A 22903-nucleotide genomic window follows, 5' to 3' on the forward strand; every position below is an offset into this window, starting at 1 on the left:
TGCCGGACGCCGGCCCGCGTGCGGGGCGAGCCCCGGCACGGAGGATTCATGAGCGACACGGACCGGCAGCCCGACCGGTCGCGTCGCCGATGGCTTCTCCTCGCCTCCGGGATCGCGGCACTTCTCGTGATCCTTCTGGTCGTCACCCCACGCAACGCCGCACCTGAGGTCGCGACGCCGAACTCGTCGCCGACCTCGACGCCGAGCCCCACAGCATCCGAGGTCACCGCCGTGACGACGAGCGCCGACGGACGCGACCTCATGCGCCCCCTCGACGTCGACGCGCAGCCGGCGTCGGAGGGAGAGCTGACCGTCTCAGTCGACACGGACGTCGAGCACCAGCGGGTCGACGGCTTCGGTGCAGCGATGACGCATGCGTCGGCGGACCTGTTCGCCGGCATGCCCGCCGACGCCCGGGCCGACCTGCTCGACGAGCTGTTCGACCTTCACGGGCCGGCTCGGTTGTCGACCCTGCGACTGCCGATCGGAGCCTCGGACTTCGTCGACACCGACGCGTTCACCTTCGACGATCTGCCGGCCGGCGAGACGGACTGGGAACTCGACCGATTCAGCGTCGAACCGGACCGGCGCGCGATGATCCCGGTGCTGCAGGAGGTGGTGGCGATCAACCCCGAGTTGCGGCTGATCGCCTCACCGTGGAGCCCGCCGGGCTGGCTGAAGACGAACGGCAGCCTCGAAGGAGGCCGGCTACTCGACGAGGACCGCGCCTACGAGACGTATGCCGCGTACCTCGTGCGTTTCCTCGAGGAGTACCGCGACGCCGGCCTCGACATCGACTACCTCACCGTGCAGAACGAGCCGCAGCTGCGCTACCCCGACGGGTACCCCGGCACCGACATGCCGGTCTGGCAGCAGGCGAAACTCATCGAGGAGCTCGGTCCGGCGCTCGAGGCCGCCGGATTCGAGACGTCGATTCTCGGCTTCGACCACAACTGGGAACTGAATCCCGGTGACGTGGCGACGACACCGGAGGGGGAAGACCCCGCCTACCTGTACCCCGCCGACCTGCTCAATACGGCGGCCGCCGAGTGGATCGACGGCATCGCCTTCCATTGCTATTACGGGAACGCCGGGGCGCAGAGTCGGCTGTGGGAGCAGTTCCGGGAGATCGAGATCTGGGTCACGGAATGTTCGGGGTCGAGCGCTGCCGGGGACTCACGAGAGAAGGTCTTCGCCGACACCTTCAGCTGGCAGGCGACGAACCTGCTGATCGATTCACTGCGCAACCGTGCCGCGGGCGTGCTCACCTGGAACCTTGCGCTCGACGAGAACAACGGACCGCACCGGGGAGGCTGCTCGACCTGCTCGGGTGTGGTCACGATCGCGTCGGACGGGACCGTGACCCGCAACGCCGAGTACTACGTGCTCGCGCACGCCGCGCGCTTCGTGCCACCGGGGTCGGTGCGGGTCGACTCTAACTCGGGCGACGGTGAGCTGCGGCACGTGGCGTTCCGGACGCCCGACGATTCGACGGTCCTTCTCGTCTGGAACCCGTCGGGCGTTCCGCGGTCGATCGACGTGGGGGACGGCAGAATGACGGTCACGGCGGAGGTTCCTGCGGCGTCGCTGAGCACGTTCGAGTGGGCGACCTCGGTGGGCGAATAGCGGTGCGAGGGACGAGTGCCGCGCACCGAGGCTGGGTTTTGTGCGGGGCCTTGGCTTCGCTTCGCTCCAGCCAGCGGGGTTTGGTCGAGCCAGCGGGGTGGGTCAGCGGTCCGCCGCTATGAGGTCCGCCGCGCGCTCCGCAATCGCCATGATGAGGCCGACCGGGTTCAGCGCCGAAATCGTCGGGAAGACGGACGCGTCGACGACCCGGAGGCCGTCCACACCGCGCACCCGCAGCTCCGAGTCGAGCACGGCCAGCGGATCGTCGTCGGCACCCATCTTGCAGGTGCAGGACACGTGGTACACCGTCTGGTGCGTCGCCCGCAGCGCCTCGGAGAGCTCCTCGTCCGACTGCACCTCGGGCCCGGGAAACACCTCGCGCACGAGCTGCGACGCGAACGGCTCCTGCTGCGCGACGAGACGTGCGTTGCGGGCGCCGGCGATGAGCATCCGCTCGTCGTGGCCCTCAGGATCGGTGAAGTACCCGTAGTCGATCGACGGCGGAGCGTCGGATGCCGGCGACGTGATCCACACGCGCCCGCGGCTGCGGGGCTTCGCCACGTTCGGCACCAGGGAGACGGTGTTCGCCGGCAGCTCCACGCCGCGGCGTTCCGCGTGCACGCCCCAGGTCTCGAGCGGGATGTGCGTCGACACGTCGGGCATGGTGCTGTCTGGATCGATGGTGGTGACGTAACCGGCATCCCACCCGGTGGCGCTCACGGTCGGGCGCTCGCCGCGGGCCTCCCAGATGACAAGTCCTTCGGCGTGGTCCTGCAGGTTCTCGCCGACACCCGGGAGGTCGACGGTGACCGGGACGCCGGCTGCTTCGAGCACGGCCGCCGGGCCGATGCCCGACCGCATGAGCAGGGCAGGGGAGTCGATCGCGCCGCAGCAGACGATCACTTCGCGGCGGGCGCGGAGCTCGCGGAGGCTGCCGTCCTTCTCACGGAGCACGGCGCCGCCGGCGCGGCCGTTGTCGAGGAGGATCCGCTCGACCAGCACGTCGAGGACGAGGTCGAGGTTCGCCCGGTTCTCGGCGCCGGAGCGGATGTAGACCCGGGACGTCGACGACCGCGCGTTCGTCTCCGGTTCGTAGCCGATCTCGAAGTAGCCGGCGCCGGTGAGGAACTCGGCGTCGTTCCACGACTCGCGCACCGGAATGTCGAGGGCAGCGGCCGCCGAGTCGATCACGGTCTGCAGGTACGGGTTGCGGTCCTGCGGGGCCACCGGGGTGATCGGCGTCTCGAGGCGGTCGTAGTAGGCCGACATGGTGTCGTAGTCCCACCCGGTCACGCCGAGCGACTGCCACTCGTCCATGTCGCCGCGGAGCGGACGCCAGGTGATCATGGTGTTGGCGGTGGAGCATCCGCCGAGGATCCGCATCCGCGCCATCCGGATGAAGGAGTTGCCGCGGGGCTGCTCGACGCTGCGGTAGTCGAGGTCGTATTCGCCCTCGAGCATCTCGTCCCAGCGCCGGATCGAGTGGGCGCGCGGTTCGTCGGCATCGCTCGGGCCGGCCTCGACCAGGGCGACGGTAACCGACGGATCCTCGCTCAGCCGCGCGGCGACGATGCAGCCGGCGGTTCCCCCGCCGATGACGAGGTAGTCGACGTCGCCGGTCACGAGTTCGCGAACCAGGTCGTCTTGAGCGAGGTGAACTTGTCGAGCGCGTGCAGCGACAGGTCGCGTCCGTAGCCCGACTGCTTGACGCCGCCGAACGGGGTCGTCACGTCGAGCGCGTCGACGGTGTTGACCGAGACGGTTCCGGCGTGGAGCGCTCGCGAGACGCGGTGGGCCCGACGGATGTTGTCGGTGAACACCGATGCGGCGAGGCCGTACTCGGTGGCGTTGGCCATCGCGATGGCATCCGCTTCGGTGTCGAAGGTGCTGACGGCGAGGAGTGGGCCGAAGACCTCTTCGCGGGCCAGCGTGGATCCGGGCGCGACGCCGGAGAAGACGGTCGGCTGCACGAAGTACCCGCCGGTCTCGGCGTGCAGGCGCTGCCCGCCGGAGGTCAGCGTGGCCTCGCTGTTCCCGGTCGCGATGTAGCCGAGCACCCGGTCGAGCTGCGCCGAGCTGACGATCGGACCCATCTCGCTGGCCGGGTCGAGCGGGTCACCCACGCGGATGCCCGCGGCCCGGTCGGCGACGCGCTGCAGGAACTCGTCGGCGATGCCGGACTGCACGAGCAGGCGCGAGTTCGCCGAGCAGACCTGCCCCGCGCAGGAGAAGATCCCGGCGATCGCCTTGTCGGCGGCCGCATCGAGGTCCTCGACGTCGTCGAAGACGAGGTTCGAGGACTTGCCGCCGCACTCGAGCCAGACCTGTTTCATGTTCGAGGTCGCCGCGTAGCCGAGGAACATCTTGCCCACGGCGGTCGACCCGGTGAAGACCACGGAATCGACGTCGGGGTGCTCGCCGATGGCGCGACCCGCTTCGGGGCCGAGCCCCGACACGACGTTGAGGACGCCGTCGGGCAGCCCGGCTTCGGCGGCGAGTTCGGCGAGACGGAGCGCCGAGAGCGGCGACTCCTCCGCCGGCTTGAGGACGACGCTGTTGCCTGCCGCGAGCGCAGGGGCCAGCTTCCAGATCGCCATCTCGAGCGGGTAGTTCCACGGCACGACCGCACCGACGACCCCGAGTGCTTCGCGGGTCACGATCGCGAGGTCGCCGGGGCCCGTCGGGGCGACCTCGCCGTACAGCTTGTCGATCGCCTCGGCGTACCACTGCAGAATCCCGGCGCTCCCCGGGATGTCGATCGTCGACGTGTCGCTGATCAGCTTTCCGCCGTCGAGGGTGTCGAGCAGCGACAGCTCGTCGGCGTGGGTGCGGATCAGGTCGGCTAGCCGCAGCAGCACGGTCTTGCGGTGTGTCGGAGCCGCACGTGACCAGGAGCCGGCGTCGAACGCGCGACGGGCGGCGCGCACGGCGCGGTCGACGTCTTCGGACTTTCCGCGGGCGACGGATGCCAGCACGAGGCCCGTCGACGGGTTGATCGTCTCGAACGCCTCACCGTCGGCCGCCGCGACGCTCGAGCCGTCGATGAAGAGCTGGGTTCGGGGGCGGACGCCTGCCGCGAGGGACTGCCATTCTGCGTGAGAACGCACGGTTCACTCCTTGGGGTCGGTGAGGTCGCCGGCTGTTTGCGGGTCGGCCTCACGGGGAAAACTCTCGGTTGTCACGGCGTCGACGATCGTCTGCGCCAGCAGGATGGCGCCGTCGAGGACCGCCCGGTCGGCGGTCGCCGTGACGCTCGCCGCGGCGAACTCCGCCTGGTGGTTCACGGCGGGCAGCGAGCCGATGCCGAGGTAGGGGTGGATCGCCCGCACCCGCTGGGACACGTTCCCGAGGTCGGTCGAGGCGGTGTTCATGCCGCCGGGCAGGAGTTCGTCGGGGTCCATGTCGCGGCCGAGCGCGGCCGCGTTGGCCGTGAACAGGTTCGCAAGTGCGACGTCGTTGCGGAATTCGGCGTAGCGGGGGCTGGTCTCCCGAAGCTCCCATTCGCATCCTGTGGCGAGGGCGCCTGCCGCGAAGCATGCGGACACCCGGTCGAAGATGCCATCGAGTTGCTCGAGGGAATCAGCCCGGACGTACCAGCTGCCCTTCGCCGTCTCGGGGATCGCGTTCGGAGCGGTGCCGGCCTCGGTCACGATTCCGTGCACGCGCACGCTGTCGGGCAGCTGCTGGCGGAGCAGCCCGATTCCCACCTGCGCGACGGTGAAAGCATCCGCCGCGTTGCGGCCGAGGTGCGGGTACGCGCCCGCGTGGGACGCCTTGCCGGTGTATTCGACGTCGAAGTGGGCGACGGCACGCGGCCGCGCCATCACCGAGTCGACCGGTCCGGGGTGGATCATCATGGCCAGATCCAGACGATCGAAGACCCCGGCGTCGAGCAGATAGATCTTGCCTCCGCCGCCCTCTTCGGCCGGCGTGCCGATCACCTGGAGGGTGATGCCGAGCTCGTCGGCGTGGGGAGCGAGAGCCGCCGCTGCGCCGATCGTCGCCGCGGCGATGATGTTGTGCCCGCAGGCGTGGCCGATCCCCGCGAGAGCGTCATACTCGGCGATCAGGCCCACGACGACCGGGCCGGAGCCCCGGCTGGCGACGAACGCCGTCGGCAGCCCGGCCACATCGCGGTCGATGGTGAAGCCGAGCGCGTCGAGCTGCGCGGTCAGCAGAGCGACCGATCGCACCTCTTGCCAGCCGAGCTCGGGGTCGGCATGCAGGCGGTGGCTCACGGCGAGGATGCTGTCGGCCGAGTCCTCGACCGATGCTCGCAGTCGCGCTTTGAGCTCGGCGGGCGCGGGCATCACTCGTCTCCGGGGACGCCGTAGGAGGGCGCGTTCCCCGGGCGCAGGGCCCGCACCAGGTAGTCGTTCTTCTGCGGGAGCCACAACGCGAGCAGCCGGGTGAGTTCGCCGGCCGGGTCGTCGGAGTCGTCCACGCGCAGGTCGGTCACCCGCCAGGATGCGTCCTCGACGACGGCGAGGCCGGCGGATCGCACGGGGCCGGCCTCGCCGCCCGCCTCGATCGCGGAGAGGAAGCCGGCCAGCAGGCGTTCCTCGAAGGCTTCCGCACCGCTGGAGGCGTAGCCGCCGACCATCGCGTCGAGCACGTCCAAGCCGGAGAGCATGTTGCCCGCGGCAACCGCATGGTCGCCCACGGCCACCCCGAAGATGCCGAGCGCCTGGGTGCCGGAATGCATGGCGACGCGGCCCTCGGCATCCACGACGGTGAGCTGGCGGTAGTCGCTGAACGGGTCAGCCGCCACGGCTGCTGCGATCGCGCTGTCGGCATCCGCCCCCGCCTCGAGTCCGTCGAGCAGGAGGGGCCCAAGTGCCGGGTTGGTGACGTTCTGGGATGCCGCCACGCCGACGCCCGCGCGCAGGTTCAGGCACCGCGACGCGACAGCGGGGCTGGACGAGCTGATGACCATGCCGAACGCGCCCGTGGCCGGGTCACGGGCGGCCAGGGAGAAGGTCACGCGCCGCTCGGTTCGGTGAGGACAGCGGTCGCGTCGATCTCGACGAGCCATTCCGGCCGGGCGAGGGCCGACACGACGAGGCCGGTGGAGACAGGGTAGACGCCCTTCAGCCAGCGCCCCATCACCGTGTAGACAGGCTCGCGGAAGCGGATGTCCGTGAGGTACACCACGACCTTGACGATGTGCTCGAGGGATCCGCCTGCCTCCCGCAGCAGCATGTCGATGTTGGCCATCGCCTTCTCGGCCTGGGCTTCAATGTCGCCGATGCCGACGCTTTCACGCGTGTCGAGGTCCTGCGCGATCTGTCCACGGAGGTAGACGACACCGCCGGCGACAACTGCCTGGCAGAGATCGTTGTCGAGATTCTGCTCGGGATACGTCTCTTTGGTGTTGAACGGACGGATGCGCGTGTGGGTCGTCATCTCGACAGCCTTCTTTCCGACGGGCTGATGCCGCCACGACCAGTTTTCGCGCATCCGGGCATGGGATGCAAATAGCCTCCTGCGCCCATCTGCATCGATTTTGCAGATGCAATCGGTCAGCAACGACACAGAAATCTATTAGTAACAACATCGGGCGATACTCGACGGACCAGATCCCGAACGATTGGCCGCAATATGCGCCCCTCCGCCGCACGCGACCTGTCGCTCACGCAGCTGTCCTACTTCATCGCTGCGGCCGAGCACGGGAGCATGACCCTGGCGGCCGCCTCCCTCTATGTTGCACAGTCGGCGGTGTCGACATCGATCGGCAACCTCGAGGACAGCCTCGGGACGCGGCTGTTCGTCCGCCGGCGCGCCAAAGGGCTCCTGCTGACGGCAAGCGGCTCGGAGCTTCTCGTGCGAGCGCGCAGCATCCTGAACTCGGTGGAGGACGCGGTGGACGCGCTCCGGCCCGAGTCGATCTCAGGCAACCTGGAGGCGGCCTGCTATTCGACCCTCGCGCCGTTCTACCTGCCGGAGATCCTGGAGAGCACAGCGAAGGAATACCCGGACCTGCAACTGCGCATCCGGGACCTCGGAGCCGATGGCATCAATGAGGCGATCCTGAACCACGCGATCGAGGTCGCGCTGACCTACAACATCGGGCTCGACCCGTCCCTGCACGTCGAGACACTGGCGACGGTGCCGCTGTACGCGGCCGTTGCTGCCAGCCACCCGTTGGCATCCCGCTCCGAGATCAGCCTCGCCGAACTCGTCGACGAACCCATGGTGCTGCTCGACATGCCCATCAGCCGGGACTACTTTCTCAACGCGTTCCTCGAACTCGGCCTGACCCCGGTCGTCGGTCACCGGTTCGCGAGTTTCGAGTCCGTGCGCGCGATGGTCGCGCGCAACCACGGCTTCACGCTGCTCCACCAGAAACCGGCGCTGGACTACACCTACGACGGGCGGATGATCCACACGTTGCGCGTAACCGACACCGTGCCCGGCCTCGACATCGTGCTCGCCAGCGCCGATGCCGCCGTCGGTAAACGCGCCCGCGTCTTCGCCGACCAGTGCCGCCGTGCCGTGCAGGCGCCGGTTCCTCCTGCGACGGTCGCCGTCTAAAACAGGCCAACGGAAACCATGCCGAAACACAGCTTTTACATTTCGAAAAGTGATGTGGTTCAGCATTTTTATTCGTTAGGCAGATGCAGATCGTCCTGCTGAGATGGGGAAATAACCACGGCAGTTTGCCCAGTACCAGGAGGTTGCATGTCAGGCCAGAAGATCGAGGTCGTCGTCGTCGGGGCCGGCCAGGCCGGGGTCGCGCTGAGCGAGCACCTGACCGAACGCGGCATCCCGCACCTCGTCCTGGAGCGACACCGCATCGCCGAACGGTGGCGTTCGGAGCGGTGGGACTCGCTGGTCGCGAACGGGCCGGTCTGGCACGACCGTTTTCCGGGCCTCGAGTTTCCCGACCTCGAACCCGGTGCTTTCGCCTCCAAGGAACAGGTTGCCGACTACTTCGTCGCCTACGCCGAGAAGATCGGAGCCCCGATCCGGTGCGGTGTCGAGGTGACCGCCGTGCGCCGGAACGTCGGTGGCAGCGGCTTCCGCGTGGAAACATCCGACGGCGATCTCGACGCCCAGTACGTGGTGGCTGCAACCGGCCCGTTCCAGCGGCCCGTTCTTCCTGCCGTCGTGCCGCAGAGCGCCGAGCTCGTCCAGATCCACTCGAATTCATACCGCAACCCGCAGCAGCTGCCCGAGGGCGCCGTCCTGGTCGTCGGTGCCGGATCCTCCGGCGTTCAGATCGCTGCCGAGATCCAGCGCTCGGGGCGGCAGGTCTACCTCTCCGTCGGGCCTCATGACCGCCCGCCGCGCAGCTACCGCGGGCACGACTTCGTCTGGTGGCTCGGAGTTCTCGGCAAGTGGGATGCCTCGACGCCTCCTCTGGGCGCGGAGCACGTCACGATCGCTGTCAGCGGAGCGAACGGCGGCCACACCGTCGACTTCCGGGAACTCGCCGAGGACGGGATCACGCTCGTCGGCCGGACCCAGTCGTTCGACGGCGGGACCGTGCACTTCGGCCAGGACCTCCGGGCCAACATCGCCAACGGCGACGCCAACTACCTGGGTGTGCTCGACGAAGCCGATGCCTACGTCGAGCGCAACGGGCTCGATCTTCCCGAAGAGCCTGAAGCCCGTCGTCAGCGGCCGGACCCGGACAGCGTGATCAACCCGATCCTCGAGCTGGACCTCGCCGACGCCGGCGTGGCATCCGTCGTGTGGGCGACGGGCTACGCCGTCGATTACAGCTGGCTCGAGATCGACGCCTTCGACGAACGGGGCAGGCCGCGGCACCAGCGCGGGGTCTCGACGGAGCCGGGCGTGTACTTCCTCGGGCTGCCCTGGCAGTCACGCCGCGGGTCGAGCTTCATCTGGGGTGTCTGGCACGACGCCAAGTACGTGGCCGACCAGATCGAGATCCAGCGCGGCTATCGCGCCCACCACGAGGCGGCCAACCTCGTCGGGACCGCTTCCGTCTGACGCGCGCGCCGCCGGTCGCCCCCGCTGCGCTCGCCCCCTGAGCCGCCAGGTCATCCGTTTCGGTCGAGGTCATCCGGCGCGCCGGGTGTTTTCGTCCGGAACGGATGACCTGGCCTCGATTGTGACGAGCCCGGTCAGCGGTGGGGCGGGGCCCTCAGCGGATCGTATAGCCGCCGTCGATCGCCAAGGTGTGCCCCGTGACGAGAGACGCCGCGCCGCCGAGGAGATAGGCAACTCCACCCACGACCTCCGACGGTTCCCCGAAGCGCCCGAGCGGAATCCGGGACTGCAGCTCAGCAGCCCACTCGCCCCGAGCCAGCGTGGACGCCGTCAACTCGGTGCGCACAAAGGTCGGCGCCACAGTATTCACCCGGATGCCGGCCGCAGCCCACTCGAGCGCCAGGTTCCTGGTCAGCTGCGCAACGGCAGCCTTGCTCGAACCATACGCGGCACGCTCTTCGATGGCGACGCTCCCGGCCTGCGATCCGATGTTGACGATCGACCCGCGGATGCCACTGGCGACCCACTGTCGCGCAACCGCCTGCGAGGTGAAGAAGAGACCGCGCACATTGGCGGCGTAAACCGAGTCCCAGGCCTCGGGCTCGAGGTCGAGCGCGGGCCCTGGCGCGTTGATTCCGGCGTTGTTCACCAGAAGGTCGATCTCGACACCCGACTCGAACAACGCATCGACCGCCCGGCGGACCGATCGTACATCGGTGACGTCGAGCGTCACCGCCGTCGTGCCGTAGCGCTCGGCAACGGTCGCGGCGTTCGTCGCATCCCGCGCGGTTCCGTAGACCGTGGCCCCCAGCTCCTGCAAACCGTCGGCGATGGCCAGACCGAGGCCGCGCCCGGCCCCGGTGACGAGCGCCGTGTGGCCGTCGAGTCGAAAGTCAAGCATGGGGTCCTTTCCTGACGAGTGCGAAGGCGCATCCGGTCGCTGATGGTCCAACGTTAGCGACGGATGCGCCCTGCCCCTTTTTGCTTTCGGGCTCAGACGGTCGCGTTGGCGGGGATCCAGTCGAAGCTGGCGCCGCGGTACTTGGCCACACGCACGTCGCCGGAGCGGGCGTGCCCTTCGAAGCGTTCGACGCGCGCGGCACGACCGGTCACTTCGCCGAGCATGGCGCTCGACTCGGTGTTCGTGACCTCCTGGTAGGTGACGGTGCGCAGGTATTTGCCCACCCACAGTCCTCCGGTGTACCGGGCCGCGCCCCGCGTCGGCAGCACATGGTTGGTACCGATGGTCTTGTCGCCGTAGGAGACGCAGGTGCCTTCACCGAGGAACAGTGCACCGTAGTGGTGCATCTTCTCAAGCGCCTCGCGCGGGTTCTCGGTGAGGATCTGTACATGCTCGAACGCGTACTCGTCCGCGAGCACGTACGCATCGTCGAGGCTGTCGACGACGTGGATCTCGCCGAAGTTGCGCCAGGCCGGTTCCGCGAAGTCGCGGGTCGGCATGTCGGGGAGGATGCGCTCGATGTGGTCGAGAACGGCATGCGCAAGCTCGTCGGAGGTGGTGATGAGCACGGCGGGGGAGTCCGGGCCGTGCTCGGCCTGCGAGAGCAGGTCGACAGCGACGATGAACGGGTCGGCTTTGTCGTCAGCAACGATGAGCACTTCGGTCGGGCCGGCGAAGAGGTCGATGCCGACCTCGCCGAAGAGCTGCTTCTTCGCCTCGGCCACGAACGCGTTGCCCGGGCCGGCCAGCAGGTTCACCGGGTCCATCGTCTCGGTACCGACGGCGAGGGCAGCGATCGCCTGCACGCCACCGAGGATGTAGATCTCGTCAGCGCCGGCGAGGTGCATGGCGGCCACCGTGGCATCCGGGATGCCGCCGTCGATCGGCGGGGTCGCCGCGGCCACCCGCGGAACACCGGCGACCTTGGCGGTGATGATCGTCATGTGGGCCGAGGCCAGCAGCGGGTAGCGCCCACCGGGCACATAGGCGGCCGACGCCGACACGGGAATGTTCTTCTGCCCGAGCTTCACGCCGGGAAAGGTCTCGATCTCGAACTCGCCCAGCGACTCGAGCTGCCGCGTCGCCATGGTACGGACCTGCTCCTGCACGAAGAGGATGTCATCGATCACCTGCTGGGGAACACGGGCCATCACTTCGGCGATGGCCCCGTCGCTGAGCAGGAACGCCTCAGGCGACCACTTGTCGAACTTCTCCGAGTATTCACGAACGGCGACGTCGCCACGCTCGCGGATGTCGGCGATCACGCCTTCGACGATGGTGCTGACGTCGGCGCGGCCTGAGGTGTCGTTGCCTTCTGCGCTGCGTGCCTTCACCAGGGTGGATGCCGGTGTGCTCATCGGGGGTCTCTCTTTCGACGTTGAAACGGGGATTGGTAGGACTGTATACGTATTCATCGGCGGAAACAAGCGCTTCGCGAAAAAGGGCGCTAGATTCGGGAGCGGAGGAAACATGGTGAACAGCCGGGATGTCGCGCGCGCGGCGGGCGTGTCGCAGGCGACGGTGTCGCGGGTTATGACGCCCGGCACGCCGGTCAGCGATGCCACCCGAGCCCGGGTGCTGCAGGCGATGGCCGCGGTCGGCTACCAGCCGAACCTCGCGGCGCAGACCATGAAGACCGGCCGGACCGGCACCGTCGGGGTTGTCGTGGCCGACCTCACGAACCCGTTCTACCCGCAGATCCTCGACGCCCTCAGCGACGCCTTCGACGAGGCCGGGTACCGGATGACCGTGTGGGTCGCCGATTCCGCCAAGAACGACGCCGCGCTTCTCGCCATCCGCCAGGGCTCCGTCGACGGCGTCGTCTTCACTACGGTCACCGAGACGTCCAGCGAACTGCACGGCGCGCTCGAACGGCAGAGCCCACTCGTCCTCGTGAACCGGACCCTCGCGGGCGTCGATTGCGACCAGGTCGGCAGCGACAACGTCGCCGGCGGAGCGCTTGTCGCCGACTACCTCGTCCGGCACGGGAGGACCCGCCCGGCCTTCATCGGGGGCACGCCCCTCGCCACGACCTCCCAGGGGCGGCTGCACGGTTTCGCCACACGGCTTGCCGAACTGGGGCATCCGCTCAGTCCCGACCGTATCTTCCAGGGTGAGTACACCCACCGCAACGGCTACGCCGCCATGGCCCGGGCGCTGGATGGGTCGGACGCCGTCGACTCGGTCTTCTGCAGCAACGACCTCCTCGCCTTCGGCGCCATCGACGCGGCACGGTCGGCCGGGACTGCGGTGCCCGACGACATCTGGATCATCGGCTATGACGACACCGACATGGCGTCGTGGGAGTCGTTCGACCTCACCACCGTGCGGCAGGACATCGCGGGGATGGCGGGCGCTGCGACCCGGATGCTTCTCGCCCGCATCCAGGACCCGGCGGCCCCGGCCGAGCAGGTCGTGCTGGAGTCGCGGCTCGTCATTCGTGGGTCGACGGCGCACCAGCCCGCCTGACCGGTCAGTCCTCGCGCGGAGCCAGGTCCGACGGCGCGGCGAGGCGGCCGACCACGGCGGTCGCCGCGGCGACCGCCGGCGACACCAGGTGGGTTCGCGCTCCCTTGCCCTGCCGGCCTTCGAAGTTCCGGTTCGAGGTCGAGGCGCAGCGTTCGCCGGGGGCGAGCTGGTCGGGGTTCATGCCGAGGCACATCGAGCAGCCCGCGAACCGCCAATCGGCGCCGAAGTCGGTGAACACCGTGTGAAGCCCTTCGGCCTCGGCCTCGATCCGCACGCGGGCCGACCCGGGAACGATCATCACACGGATGCCGTCGGCTTTCGTTCGTCCGCGCATCACGTCCGCCGCTGCCCGCAGGTCTTCGATCCGTGAGTTCGTGCAGGACCCGATGAAGACGACATCCACTGGAATCTCCCGCATCGGTGTTCCCGCCGTGAGGTCCATGTACTCCAGCGACCGGGTCGCAGCCGCGCGCTCGTCCGCCGTCGGGAAGGACGACGGTTCGGGGACGATGTCAGCAAGAGGCACGCCCTGGCCGGGGTTCGTCCCCCAGGTCACGAAGGGAGAGAGTTCGGAGGCATCGAGGACGACCTCGCGGTCGAACACGGCGTCCTCGTCTGTGCGAAGGGTCCGCCAGTACGCCTCCGCCTCAGCCCAGTCGGAGCCACCCGGCGCATGGGCGCGACCACGCACGTACTCGAACGTCGTGTCATCCGGGGCGATGATGCCGGCCCTGGCGCCGGCCTCCGCCGACATGTTGCACACCGTCATCCGCGCCTCCATCGACAGGGAGCGGATGGCCGAACCGCGGTACTCGACGATGTGGCCCTGGGCCCCCGTCATTCCGATGCGGGAGATCACGGTGAGGATGATGTCTTTGGCGCTCACCTCCGGGGGCAGATCCCCGTCGATGGTGACGGCCATCGTCTTGAACGGTGCAAGGGCCAGGGTCTGGGTGGCCAGTACGTGTTCCACCTCGCTCGTGCCGATGCCGAACGCGAGCGCGCCGAATGCTCCATGGGTCGAGGTGTGCGAATCGCCGCACGCGACGGTGATGCCCGGCTGGGTGAGCCCCAGCTGTGGGCCGACGACGTGCACGATGCCCTGTTCGCTGTCGCCCAGTGAGTGGAGGCGGATGCCGAACTCGTCACAGTTGGCCCGGAGAGTTTCGATCTGCACGCGACTCACCGGGTCGGCGATCGGCCGCAGGATGTTCTGGGTCGGAGTGTTGTGGTCCTCGGTGGCGATCGTCAGGTCGGTCCGACGGACGGGAAGGCCGGCCTGCCGGAGTCCATCGAGCGCCTGCGGGCTCGACACTTCATGCACCAGATGCAGGTCGATGTAGAGGAGGTCCGGCTCCGCAGGGGCCGTCTCGCCGACGCGGTGCGCATCCCAGATCTTCTCGGCCAGCGTTCGCGCAGTCGTCATTCGGAACTCCCTTCCGGCAGGCCCTCGGATGGGTCTCCCTCTTTGCACTATAGAGAACTCAGTTTTCACAATGTGCAATGAACCCGCAAGAGAGCGCCGCGCCGCGCTTGCTGCCGGCTCTCTTTCCGGTGTTTGCATTCTTTGTTTCAGAGGCGTAAAACTTTTGCTAGAAACGCGAGAATTTCCCCCCGCCCCCAAGCAAACAGATCGGCGCAGAGCCGCTGTTCGGGCTGCCAAGTTGAAGGAAAATTCCACGTGAGAGCAGGAAAAAGGAGGTCGGGAGAGGCTGTTTCAATCTGATTACAGACTCTGGGCGACGCTGCATGAAAAGTTTGACACAGTCTGATCCAAGTGCCTAGTGTTGCCTCAATCGCACACAGAGCGAATCTCTTTTCTACAATCTGAGAAAAAGGCGGAAGACATGAAGTCCAGCCCCGTGGCCCCGGCCGAGACGGTGCGCGTCGCCGCAGCGCAGTTCTTCTCGGGCGCTGACGTCGCCGCCAACCTCGACCTGGTCGTTGGCTACATGACGAAGGCGAAAGCAGAGGGCGCGCACCTGCTCGTCACTCCTGAGAACTCGAACCGGGTGCGGGACTTCACCAGCCGCGAGGCAGCTTTTGACGCATGTGAGGCCATCGACGGGCCCTTCGTCACCGGGATCCAGGCAGCCGCGCGCGAGCTCGGCATCATGGCGGCGGTCGGCGTCGACCTGCGGGCGGACACCGCTCCCGACGTCTACATCACCCAGATCCTCATCGACTCGACCGGTGACATCCTCCACGTGCACCACAAGACGGTGTTCTGGGACTACGAGTACACGCTGTTCACGCCGGGGAGCAAAGCGATCGAGGTCGTCGACACGAGGATCGGCCGGATCGGCATGCTGCTCTGCGCCGACGGCATCGTTCCCGAAGTGCCGCGGCTCCTCGCCCTCCAGGGAGCGCAGATCCTCACCAACTCACTCAACTCCCGCGGGCCAGACGAGATGCGGGTGCATGAACCGCTTCGCGCGATCGAGAACCACGTCTGGCACATCGCAGCCAACACCGTCGGCGGCCCCGCGAACGGATACCCGTGGACCGGTGGCTCTCAGATCATCTCGCCGACCGGCCAGATTCTTGCCAACGCCGGAGAGACCGACGAGGGCATGGTCGTCGCCGACATCACGCCGGCGACCAGCCACCCGAAGGTGCTCGCCGGGATCGGTGACCTCGACAGCTTTCGCCGGCCCGACCTGTACGGAGAACTGCTCGACGACATCCACGGACTCCGCGTCGCCGAGATGTACGGCCCAGTGCCGCCCGGCACCCCGGCAAAGCCGCTCCCCGTCGCCACCCTGCAGACATCCTGGTACCACGCGACCAGCTGGACGCTCACCCGTGCGGTGGCCCAGGTCGAATACGCAGCCAAACGTGGCACCGCTCTCGGCGTCTTCCCGGAGCTTTTCATCCACCGCCCCGGCGAAATCGAAGCGGATCCGGGGGCGGCAGCCGAGCTGTCGGCACAGGCCCTCGACCTCCTGACCGCCGCGGCCGGTGAACACGGCGTCTGGATCGTCGTCAACCTCGTCGAGCGTGACCGCGACCGCTACTTCTCCACCGCGTACCTCCTGAGCGACAGCGGCGACATCCACTCGACCTACCGCAAGGCGCACCTCAACGAATCCGAGCGGCTGTGGGCGACCGCGGGCGACGACCTGGTGGTCGCCGACACTCCGATCGGACGAATCGGCCTGATGATCGGCGACGAGATCTGGCTGCCGGAGGTCGCGCGCATCCTCACATTGCGCGGAGCCGAGGTCATTGCACACCCGGCCAACTGGGACCGCCTCGAAGCGGCCACGCAGGCGGCCACCGAACGCACGGAGGAAAACCGCACCCATCTGATCTCCTGTGCGCGCACCGACAACCCGGCCGGCTTCGGCAGCCAGATCGTCATCGCCGACCGGTTCCTTCCCGGCCAGCCGGTCGCGTTGATGCGGTACCCGACCGCTGTCTCGTCGCGCACCGGATTCGAAGAGAACATCTTCCTCGAACTCGACCTGATGGACTCGCACAGCAAGGTCCAGGGTTTCCACCTCGACCCGGTCGCCACCCGCCAGCCTCATCTCTATGACGCGCTCGTTCTGAACGGAGCCTCCACTTCATGATCATTCAATCCGTCGTCAGCGGACTCGCGGTCGGAGGCATCTACGCCCTCCTGGCTGTCGCGTTCCTGCTGACCTATCGGGTGGCCGGAGTCCTCAACTTCGCCCAGGCCGAGTTCGTGATGATCGGGGCATTCGTCGCCTCGTCCGTCGCCGCCGTCGCCGGTGTCCCGCTCGTCGCGGCAGCGCTGCTCGGCATCGGAGCAGCCGCCGTCGTCGGTGTGCTCATGGAGCGGGTGACCTACCGTCCACTGCGGAACGCGCCACACGCATCGATGATCATCTCGACGGTGGCCGTCGGCATCATCCTGCAGCAGGCCGCCCACCTGATCTGGGGACCCAACCCGCGATCGCTGCCCTCGCTCGTGCCGAACGTGTCGCTCGACATTCTCGGCTCACGGGTCAGCACCGTCTCGCTGTTCATCTTCGTGGTGTCGATCGTCCTCATCATCGGCGTGACGCTCCTCCTCAGCCGAACCCGGCTCGGTCGGCAGATGCAGGCGACCGCGGTTGACGCAGACACCGCCCAGCTGATGGGCATCCGGACGGGGCAGATCGTGGTCATCGCCTTCGCGATCAGCACCGCGCTGACCGGCGCCGCCGGCGTCCTGGTCGCCCCCATGTTCTCCGTCACCGTCCACGTCGGCATGCTCATTGCGCTCAAGGCCTTCGCCGCGTGTGTGATCGGCGGATTCGGGAACCTCCCCGGCGCCGCGGTCGCGGCGTTCGGCCTCGGCATCGTCGAGAACCTCGGCGGTTCGTTCATCGGCTCCGACAGCAAGGACCTTCTCGCGTTCGCGCTGATGATCGGGTTCCTGCTGCTCCGGCCGCAGGGAATCTTCGGCGCGAAGGTAGGTGAAAAGCTGTGAGCAATCTGACCACGCAATCGAGCGAACGTGCACTGACCCCCGCTCCGCGGATGCAGCCCAACGGCACAGTGAGCCGGGTGGCATCCTGGCTGATCTGGCCGGCGCTCCTCGTGCTCGCTGTCGGCCTGGGGCTCGGCATCGACAACAACTACTGGCTCCAGGTCACGGTCAACGCCGAGATCATGGTGATCGCCACGGTCGGCCTGTACGTGACATTCGGCCTCAGCGGCCAGGTCTCCCTCGGACAGGCCGCGTTCTTCGCGATCGGCGGTTACTCGGTCGGGCTCCTGGTCACGAAACTGTCGATGGACTTCGGCCTCGCCATGGTGATCGGTGTTCTCCTGAGCGCGATCGTCGGCCTCGCCCTCGGCATCCCCGCACTCCGGTTGAAGGGACACTATCTCGCGCTGGCCACGCTGGGCTTCGGCCAGGTCGTCGCCCTCATCCTCGTCAACTGGACCTGGCTCTCCGGCGGAGCGACCGGCGTGAGCGGCATCACCGCCCCCCTCTTCGGCAGTTTCGAGCTCGTGACCGTGTCTGACTGGGCCGTCTTCATCGGGATCTTCGCCGTCCTCGCCATCTTCGTCGTCCACCGGGTCAAGAACTCCTCCTACGGCCGGGCGATGCAGGCGGTTCGCGACAGCGACGTGGCCGCCGCGGCCATGGGCGTCTCGCTCAGTGCGGTGAAGGTTCTCGCCTTCGTCATCGGGGCGGCATTCGCAGGCCTCGCCGGTGCGCTCAACGCCGGCTTCACCACCTACATCAGCCCGGGAACGTACAACCTCGCGCTCTCGGTGTCGCTTCTCGCCATGGTCGTCGTCGGCGGAGCGACCAGCCACTGGGGCGCCGTGATCGGCGCCGTGCTGCTCACCTTCCTGCCCGAGCTGCTCCGGCCGATCCAGGACTACTACCTGCTGCTCTACGGTGTGCTCCTCCTGATCATGGTCGCGTTCGTTCCCGGCGGCATCTGGGGAGTGATCCTCGGCATCGGACGGTACGTCGGCCGTCTCACCGGCATCCGCCGTCGACGGGAGAAGACCGAGCTCGATCTTCTGAAGGGAGAAGAGTCATGACCGCGGCAATCTCGGTGACCGGGCTCACCCGCCGGTTCGGCGGCGTCGTCGCCCTCGACAATGTCGACCTGTCAGTGGAACAGGGCACCACGCGTGCGCTCATCGGACCGAACGGGAGCGGCAAGTCGACCCTGATCAACTGCGTCTCAGCGGTTGACCAGTGGGACGGCGGCACGATCACACTCAACGGCGAAGAACTGGCCGGCAAGAATTCAGCCAAAGCAGCACGACGCGGGATCGCGAGAACGTTCCAGACCCTGCGGCTCTTCGACGACATGACGGTACTCGACAACATCATGGTCGCGATGCACCACTCCCGCGGGTACGGCTTCCTTTCGGCCGTCATCCAGCTGCCGACGTACCGGGCGGCAGAAAAGCGGATGCGAGAGGAAGCGTTCGAACTTCTCGAACTCGCCGGCGTGGCGCGAGACGCCAATCGCACGGCCGGAACGCTGCCGTACGGTCACCGTCGCCTGGTCGAGATCGCCCGCGCGCTCGCGCTGAAGCCGACCGTGCTGCTGCTCGACGAACCCGCGGCAGGCATGAACGACGCAGAGACCGTGCAGCTCGCCGAACTCGTCCAGCGCATCGGCCGGGACGACCTGTCCATCCTCGTCGTCGAACACAACATGGACTTCGTCGCCTCCGTCGCCAGCCAGGTGACCGTCCTCGACAACGGGCACGTGATCGCCGAGGGAACTCCCGCCGAAGTTCGCGAGCACCCGGAAGTGCTGCGGGCATACCTCGGCGCAAGTGAGGAAGAACTATGACCGCCATCCTGGAAATCCACGACCTCGTCCTCGGCTACGGCGCGGCGGCAGCGGTCCGTGGCATCTCGTTGCACATCGAACAGGGCGAGGTCGTCACCCTGATCGGCGCCAACGGCGCCGGCAAGTCGACGACGTTGAAAGGCATCGTCGGACTGGTCAAGCCGACCAAGGGCGCCGTCGTCTTCGAAGGCACCGACGTCGTGGGGAAAAACACGGACTGGCTCGCGCGGAACGGCCTCAACCTCGTTCCAGAGGGCCGCCGGGTGTTCCCCGGTCTGACCGTCGCCGAGAACCTCGACGTCGCCTCCGTCGCCAGCAGCATGCGCGGGGCGGAGCTGAAGGCAGCGATCGCCGACATCTACAACATCTTCCCCCGACTCGGCGAGCGCAAGGACAGCCTCTCCTGGACGCTGTCCGGCGGTGAACAGCAGATGCTGGCGATGGGCCGCGCGATCATCGCCAAACCGCGCCTGCTGCTCCTCGATGAGCCCTCGCTCGGTCTGTCGCCCAAGCTCGCGACCGAGGTCGTCCGGCTAATCAGCCGTTACAGCAGGGAGAACGGCCTGTCCGTTCTCCTCGTCGAGCAGAACGCCCGACTCGCGCTCGGATCATCCGACCGAGGCTACGTTCTCGAGACCGGCCGCATCGTCGCAGAAGGCGTCGCCGGAGAGCTGATGGACAACCCCGACGTCCGTAAGGCCTACCTCGGCTCTTGAGCTTCCCCCACAGTCCCCCACCCCGCACCATCGCACATTCCGAACACCCCCTCACAAGTAAGGACGTACCATGACCATCGCACTGAAGAAGTCTGCGTCGCTGCTCACCGCGGCTGCGGCCGTTCTGGTTCTCGCCGGATGTTCCGGCGGCGGCGCCAGCGGAGACGCCGGCGGAGACGCACCCGAAGAGCTCACGATCGCCGTTGCCCTGCCCACGACAGGCGGGTCCGCTGTCCTCGGCGAACCAATGACGCACGGCATCGAAATGGCCGCCAAAGCCATCAACGAAGACGGCGGAATCGACGGCGCCACCATCAAGCTCATCAACGAAGACACCGGAGCCGACGACAAGACGGCCCTCAACGCCTTCAACCGCGTGACCGGCGAGAACCCGGTAGCCGTGATCGGCTTCCCAGTGAGCACCCAGGGGTTCGCCGTGATGACACAGGTTGACCGTGCCGGAATCCCCGTCGTGATGGGTGGCACCAACTCCCGGCTCGCCGCTGAGAGCGACTGGGCGTTCAGCATGACCTCGAGCGACGCCATCACCTCGCGGGCTGCGGCGCAGTTCGCCGTCGAATCCCTCGGGGTGTCGAAGGTCGCCGTCCTCCGTGAGAGCGGAGAGCTTGGCACCGGTGCCTTCGAAGTTCTGACGGAGGCCGCGGAAGAGTTCGACTTCGAGATCGTCGACGAGGAGATCTTCCAGTCGGGTGACGTCGACCTGTCAACGCAGGCGAACAACCTTCGCAACTCCGACGCCGAGATGCTCTTCATCTACGGGCAGCAGGCCGACTACATCGTCGCGGCCAACGCGCTCGCGACCGCGGGTGTGAAGCTTCCGAGCTTCGTCGCCGGACTTCAGCCGGGTACCTACGCCCAGCTGAACCAGGAGGGCTTCGAAACGATCTACAACCGCAACCAGTGCATCCCGTCCGCAGCGACCGAGGGTGACCTCGCCGACTGGTCAGCCGCCTACGAAGAGGAGTTCGGCGAAGCGCCGACCGAATACGCTGCCATCGCCTACGACGGCATGATGCTCCTCGCCGAAGCGATCAAGGAGGCCGGCACCGACCCCGAAGCCATCCGGACGGCCCTGACCGAGCTGCCCGAGTCCGAGGGCATCTGTGGAGCGCACGAAGGCACCGAGACCGGCAACCTGTCGTTCGGTGTGACGATCGGTCACTACGAAGACGGTACGTACGTCCCCGATGAGCAGCTGACCGTGGACCCGAAGTGACCCACACCCTCATCACCGGTGGTGCGTCAGGGATCGGAGAATCCCTGGCGCGCCGCCTGGCGGCATCCGGTCACCGGATCAGCGTGATCGACCGGAGCCCGGCGGACTCCTCGTCGTGGTGGGCCGGGCTTCCCGCTGAGAAGAGGGGCGCCTGGCACGCGATCGACGTCACCGACGGCCCCGCCGTCCGGTCGGCGGTCGCGGCGACCGAGGTCCCGCTCGACGGCCTCGTGACCTGCGCAGGCGTGGTCACCCGCGGATCCAGCCTCGACATCTCAGCCGACGAGTTCGAACGCACCATCGCCATCAACCTGACGGGCACCTTCACCGTCGTGCAGGCGGTGTCGCAGCATCTGGTCGGATCCGCACGCCCCGGAAGCATCGTCACCCTGACCTCGACGGCCGGGCTCGGCTACGTCGCCGGCCTCGGCGTCGGCTACCACGCCTCGAAGGCCGCCGTGATCGGCCTCTCCAAGGCATTCGCGGGCGATCTCGCCCGCCACGGTATCCGAGTGAACGTCGTCGCCCCCGGCCTCGTCCGCACTCCGATGTCGGCGACCGAACGCGAAGAACTCGGCGAAGCGAAGCTCGGCGCCCGTGTGCCGGCCGGCCGGCTCGCCGAGCCGGACGAAGTCGCCGGTGCCATCGCCTGGCTGCTGTCGCCGGCATCCTCGCTGACCACCGGCCACGTCCTCCCGGTCGAAGGCGGCCAGATGGCCGTGACCGGCGCGCCGGGCGCGGGCTTTCCGCCGTCCGAACCCTCGACCCGCGACATCCCCCACTTCACGACCGACTACGCAGGGAGCAGAACGTGAACCACGTGCTCATCACCGGAGGAGCCTCCGGTATCGGCGCAGCCACCGCCCAGCTCCTCGCGGATGCCGGCAGTCGCGTCTCCGTTCTCGACCGGTCGGGTCCTGAGACCGCGGAGTGGTGGAACGAGCTACCCGCTGAGCGTCGCGGCCACTGGGCCACCGTCGACGCCTCCGACGCAACAGCGCTCGCGAAAGCGACAGACGAGATCGCGGCCGACGGCCTCACCGGGCTCGTCGCCTGCGCCGGCATCTCGATCAAAGAACCATTCCTCGACTCGAGCGACGACGCCTGGGCGAAGACCATGGCCGTCAATGTGATCGGGACCGCGACGGCGTGCCGCAGTGCGGCCCGGGCCATGGTCGCTGCCGGAAACGGCGGCGCGATCGTCACCGTGGCCTCGACCGTCGGCTTCGGCTATGTCGCCGGGCTCGGCTCGCACTACCACGCGTCGAAAGGCGCCATCATCGCCCTCACCCGGGCGATGGCCGGCGAACTCGGGCAACACGGCATCCGCGTGAATGCGGTCGCCCCTGGGCTCGTGCGGACTCCACTCACCGAATTCATGCGCGAAACGCAGGGTGAAGACGTCCTCACCCTGCGCGTGCCGCTCCGTGCCATGGCCGACCCGGTCGATGTCGCCGAAGCGATCGCGTTCCTGCTCTCGGCCGACGCGTCGATGATCACCGGCCACATCCTGCCGATCGACGCCGGCCAGCTCTCCGTAGCCGGTCAGCCGCTCTCCGGATTCGCCGACCCGACAACCCCGAGAGCAACACTCTCGTACTCCTGAACTTTCCCCTCTCTCCGCCGAATCGGCTTCGTCGAAAGGTAACAA

20 protein-coding genes are annotated in these 22903 nt (G+C 67.8%); 12 read left to right on the plus strand and 8 right to left on the minus strand.

Translation table 11 applies throughout. The features are described from left to right. Positions 1 to 48 precede the first annotated feature (48 nt). The gene (locus ABIE24_RS02450) at positions 49 to 1626 is read left to right on the plus strand and encodes a glycoside hydrolase family 30 protein (protein ID WP_354496470.1); all 1578 of its coding nucleotides are present in this window, start codon (positions 49 to 51) and stop codon (positions 1624 to 1626) included. Between the two features lie 102 nt (positions 1627 to 1728). Here ABIE24_RS02450 and ABIE24_RS02455 read toward each other — a convergent pair whose 3' ends face one another. Genes ABIE24_RS02455 through ABIE24_RS02475 form a run of 5 tightly spaced genes read right to left on the minus strand, consistent with a single transcriptional unit; the run spans position 1729 to position 7032 of the window. Then, positions 1729 to 3249 carry a GMC family oxidoreductase gene (locus ABIE24_RS02455; RefSeq protein ID WP_354496472.1) on the minus strand — a complete coding sequence of 507 codons (1521 nt, stop codon included), beginning with the start codon at positions 3247 to 3249 and terminating at the stop codon, positions 1729 to 1731. Beyond that, positions 3246 to 4733 (minus strand): aldehyde dehydrogenase, encoded by a 1488-nt coding sequence (locus ABIE24_RS02460; protein ID WP_354496474.1) that lies wholly within the window; start codon positions 4731 to 4733, stop codon positions 3246 to 3248. The genes ABIE24_RS02455 and ABIE24_RS02460 overlap by 4 nt, the downstream gene beginning before the upstream one ends. A gap of 3 nt (positions 4734 to 4736) precedes the next feature. Continuing rightward, entirely contained in the window at positions 4737 to 5936 is a 1200-nt protein-coding gene (locus tag ABIE24_RS02465; RefSeq protein ID WP_354496476.1) for a M20 family metallopeptidase, read from the minus strand. Further along, the gene (locus ABIE24_RS02470; RefSeq protein WP_354496478.1) at positions 5936 to 6610 is read right to left on the minus strand and encodes a DUF1028 domain-containing protein; all 675 of its coding nucleotides are present in this window, start codon (positions 6608 to 6610) and stop codon (positions 5936 to 5938) included. Before ABIE24_RS02470 ends, ABIE24_RS02465 begins: the two co-directional genes overlap by 1 nt. Continuing rightward, positions 6607 to 7032: a RidA family protein gene (locus ABIE24_RS02475; RefSeq protein ID WP_354496480.1), complete on the minus strand. Its 426-nt coding sequence runs from the start codon at positions 7030 to 7032 to the stop codon at positions 6607 to 6609. Before ABIE24_RS02475 ends, ABIE24_RS02470 begins: the two co-directional genes overlap by 4 nt. 195 nt (positions 7033 to 7227) lie before the next feature. Between ABIE24_RS02475 and ABIE24_RS02480 the strand changes: the two genes are divergently transcribed. Together ABIE24_RS02480 and ABIE24_RS02485 are read left to right on the plus strand one after the other, a co-directional pair. Then, positions 7228 to 8160 (plus strand): LysR substrate-binding domain-containing protein, encoded by a 933-nt coding sequence (locus tag ABIE24_RS02480; protein WP_354496482.1) that lies wholly within the window; start codon positions 7228 to 7230, stop codon positions 8158 to 8160. Positions 8161 to 8307: 147 nt separating this feature from the next. Further along, the gene (locus ABIE24_RS02485; RefSeq protein ID WP_354496484.1) at positions 8308 to 9585 is read left to right on the plus strand and encodes a flavin-containing monooxygenase; all 1278 of its coding nucleotides are present in this window, start codon (positions 8308 to 8310) and stop codon (positions 9583 to 9585) included. A 154-nt stretch (positions 9586 to 9739) separates the two neighbouring features. On the opposite strand, the gene ABIE24_RS02490 is transcribed toward ABIE24_RS02485, so the two are convergent. Continuing rightward, a complete protein-coding gene (locus tag ABIE24_RS02490) occupies positions 9740 to 10486 on the minus strand; it encodes an SDR family NAD(P)-dependent oxidoreductase (protein WP_354496486.1) in 747 nt (248 codons plus the stop codon). A gap of 92 nt (positions 10487 to 10578) precedes the next feature. Next, complete coding sequence (gene hisD / locus ABIE24_RS02495; RefSeq protein ID WP_354496488.1) at positions 10579 to 11904, minus strand: histidinol dehydrogenase; 1326 nt, start codon at positions 11902 to 11904, stop codon at positions 10579 to 10581. A 112-nt stretch (positions 11905 to 12016) separates the two neighbouring features. Here hisD and ABIE24_RS02500 point away from each other — a divergent pair, with 112 nt between their 5' ends. Beyond that, the gene (locus ABIE24_RS02500; RefSeq protein ID WP_354496490.1) at positions 12017 to 13015 is read left to right on the plus strand and encodes a LacI family DNA-binding transcriptional regulator; all 999 of its coding nucleotides are present in this window, start codon (positions 12017 to 12019) and stop codon (positions 13013 to 13015) included. Between the two features lie 4 nt (positions 13016 to 13019). On the opposite strand, the gene leuC is transcribed toward ABIE24_RS02500, so the two are convergent. Beyond that, complete coding sequence (leuC, locus tag ABIE24_RS02505; RefSeq protein ID WP_354496492.1) at positions 13020 to 14441, minus strand: 3-isopropylmalate dehydratase large subunit; 1422 nt, start codon at positions 14439 to 14441, stop codon at positions 13020 to 13022. A gap of 421 nt (positions 14442 to 14862) precedes the next feature. Here leuC and ABIE24_RS02510 point away from each other — a divergent pair, with 421 nt between their 5' ends. The 8 genes from ABIE24_RS02510 (at position 14863) to ABIE24_RS02545 (ending at position 22858) form a co-directional block, all read left to right on the plus strand. Continuing rightward, positions 14863 to 16590, plus strand: a complete 1728-nt coding sequence (locus ABIE24_RS02510) for a nitrilase-related carbon-nitrogen hydrolase (protein ID WP_354496494.1) — start codon at positions 14863 to 14865, stop codon at positions 16588 to 16590. Further along, positions 16587 to 17456 (plus strand): branched-chain amino acid ABC transporter permease, encoded by an 870-nt coding sequence (locus ABIE24_RS02515; protein ID WP_354496496.1) that lies wholly within the window; start codon positions 16587 to 16589, stop codon positions 17454 to 17456. The genes ABIE24_RS02510 and ABIE24_RS02515 overlap by 4 nt, the downstream gene beginning before the upstream one ends. Beyond that, positions 17453 to 18529 carry a branched-chain amino acid ABC transporter permease gene (locus tag ABIE24_RS02520; protein ID WP_354496498.1) on the plus strand — a complete coding sequence of 359 codons (1077 nt, stop codon included), beginning with the start codon at positions 17453 to 17455 and terminating at the stop codon, positions 18527 to 18529. Before ABIE24_RS02515 ends, ABIE24_RS02520 begins: the two co-directional genes overlap by 4 nt. Further along, the gene (locus ABIE24_RS02525) at positions 18526 to 19299 is read left to right on the plus strand and encodes an ABC transporter ATP-binding protein (RefSeq protein WP_354496500.1); all 774 of its coding nucleotides are present in this window, start codon (positions 18526 to 18528) and stop codon (positions 19297 to 19299) included. Before ABIE24_RS02520 ends, ABIE24_RS02525 begins: the two co-directional genes overlap by 4 nt. Then, positions 19296 to 20015 carry an ABC transporter ATP-binding protein gene (locus tag ABIE24_RS02530; RefSeq protein ID WP_502916228.1) on the plus strand — a complete coding sequence of 240 codons (720 nt, stop codon included), beginning with the start codon at positions 19296 to 19298 and terminating at the stop codon, positions 20013 to 20015. Before ABIE24_RS02525 ends, ABIE24_RS02530 begins: the two co-directional genes overlap by 4 nt. A 70-nt stretch (positions 20016 to 20085) precedes the next feature. Continuing rightward, positions 20086 to 21252 carry an ABC transporter substrate-binding protein gene (locus ABIE24_RS02535; RefSeq protein WP_354496502.1) on the plus strand — a complete coding sequence of 389 codons (1167 nt, stop codon included), beginning with the start codon at positions 20086 to 20088 and terminating at the stop codon, positions 21250 to 21252. Beyond that, positions 21249 to 22067 carry an SDR family NAD(P)-dependent oxidoreductase gene (locus ABIE24_RS02540; protein ID WP_354496503.1) on the plus strand — a complete coding sequence of 273 codons (819 nt, stop codon included), beginning with the start codon at positions 21249 to 21251 and terminating at the stop codon, positions 22065 to 22067. The genes ABIE24_RS02535 and ABIE24_RS02540 overlap by 4 nt, the downstream gene beginning before the upstream one ends. Beyond that, a complete protein-coding gene (locus ABIE24_RS02545; RefSeq protein WP_354496505.1) occupies positions 22064 to 22858 on the plus strand; it encodes an SDR family NAD(P)-dependent oxidoreductase in 795 nt (264 codons plus the stop codon). Before ABIE24_RS02540 ends, ABIE24_RS02545 begins: the two co-directional genes overlap by 4 nt. The last annotated feature ends 45 nt before the right edge of the window (positions 22859 to 22903 follow it).

Source organism: Mycetocola sp. 2940 (genome assembly GCF_040548835.1).
GTDB lineage: Bacteria > Actinomycetota > Actinomycetes > Actinomycetales > Microbacteriaceae > Mycetocola_A.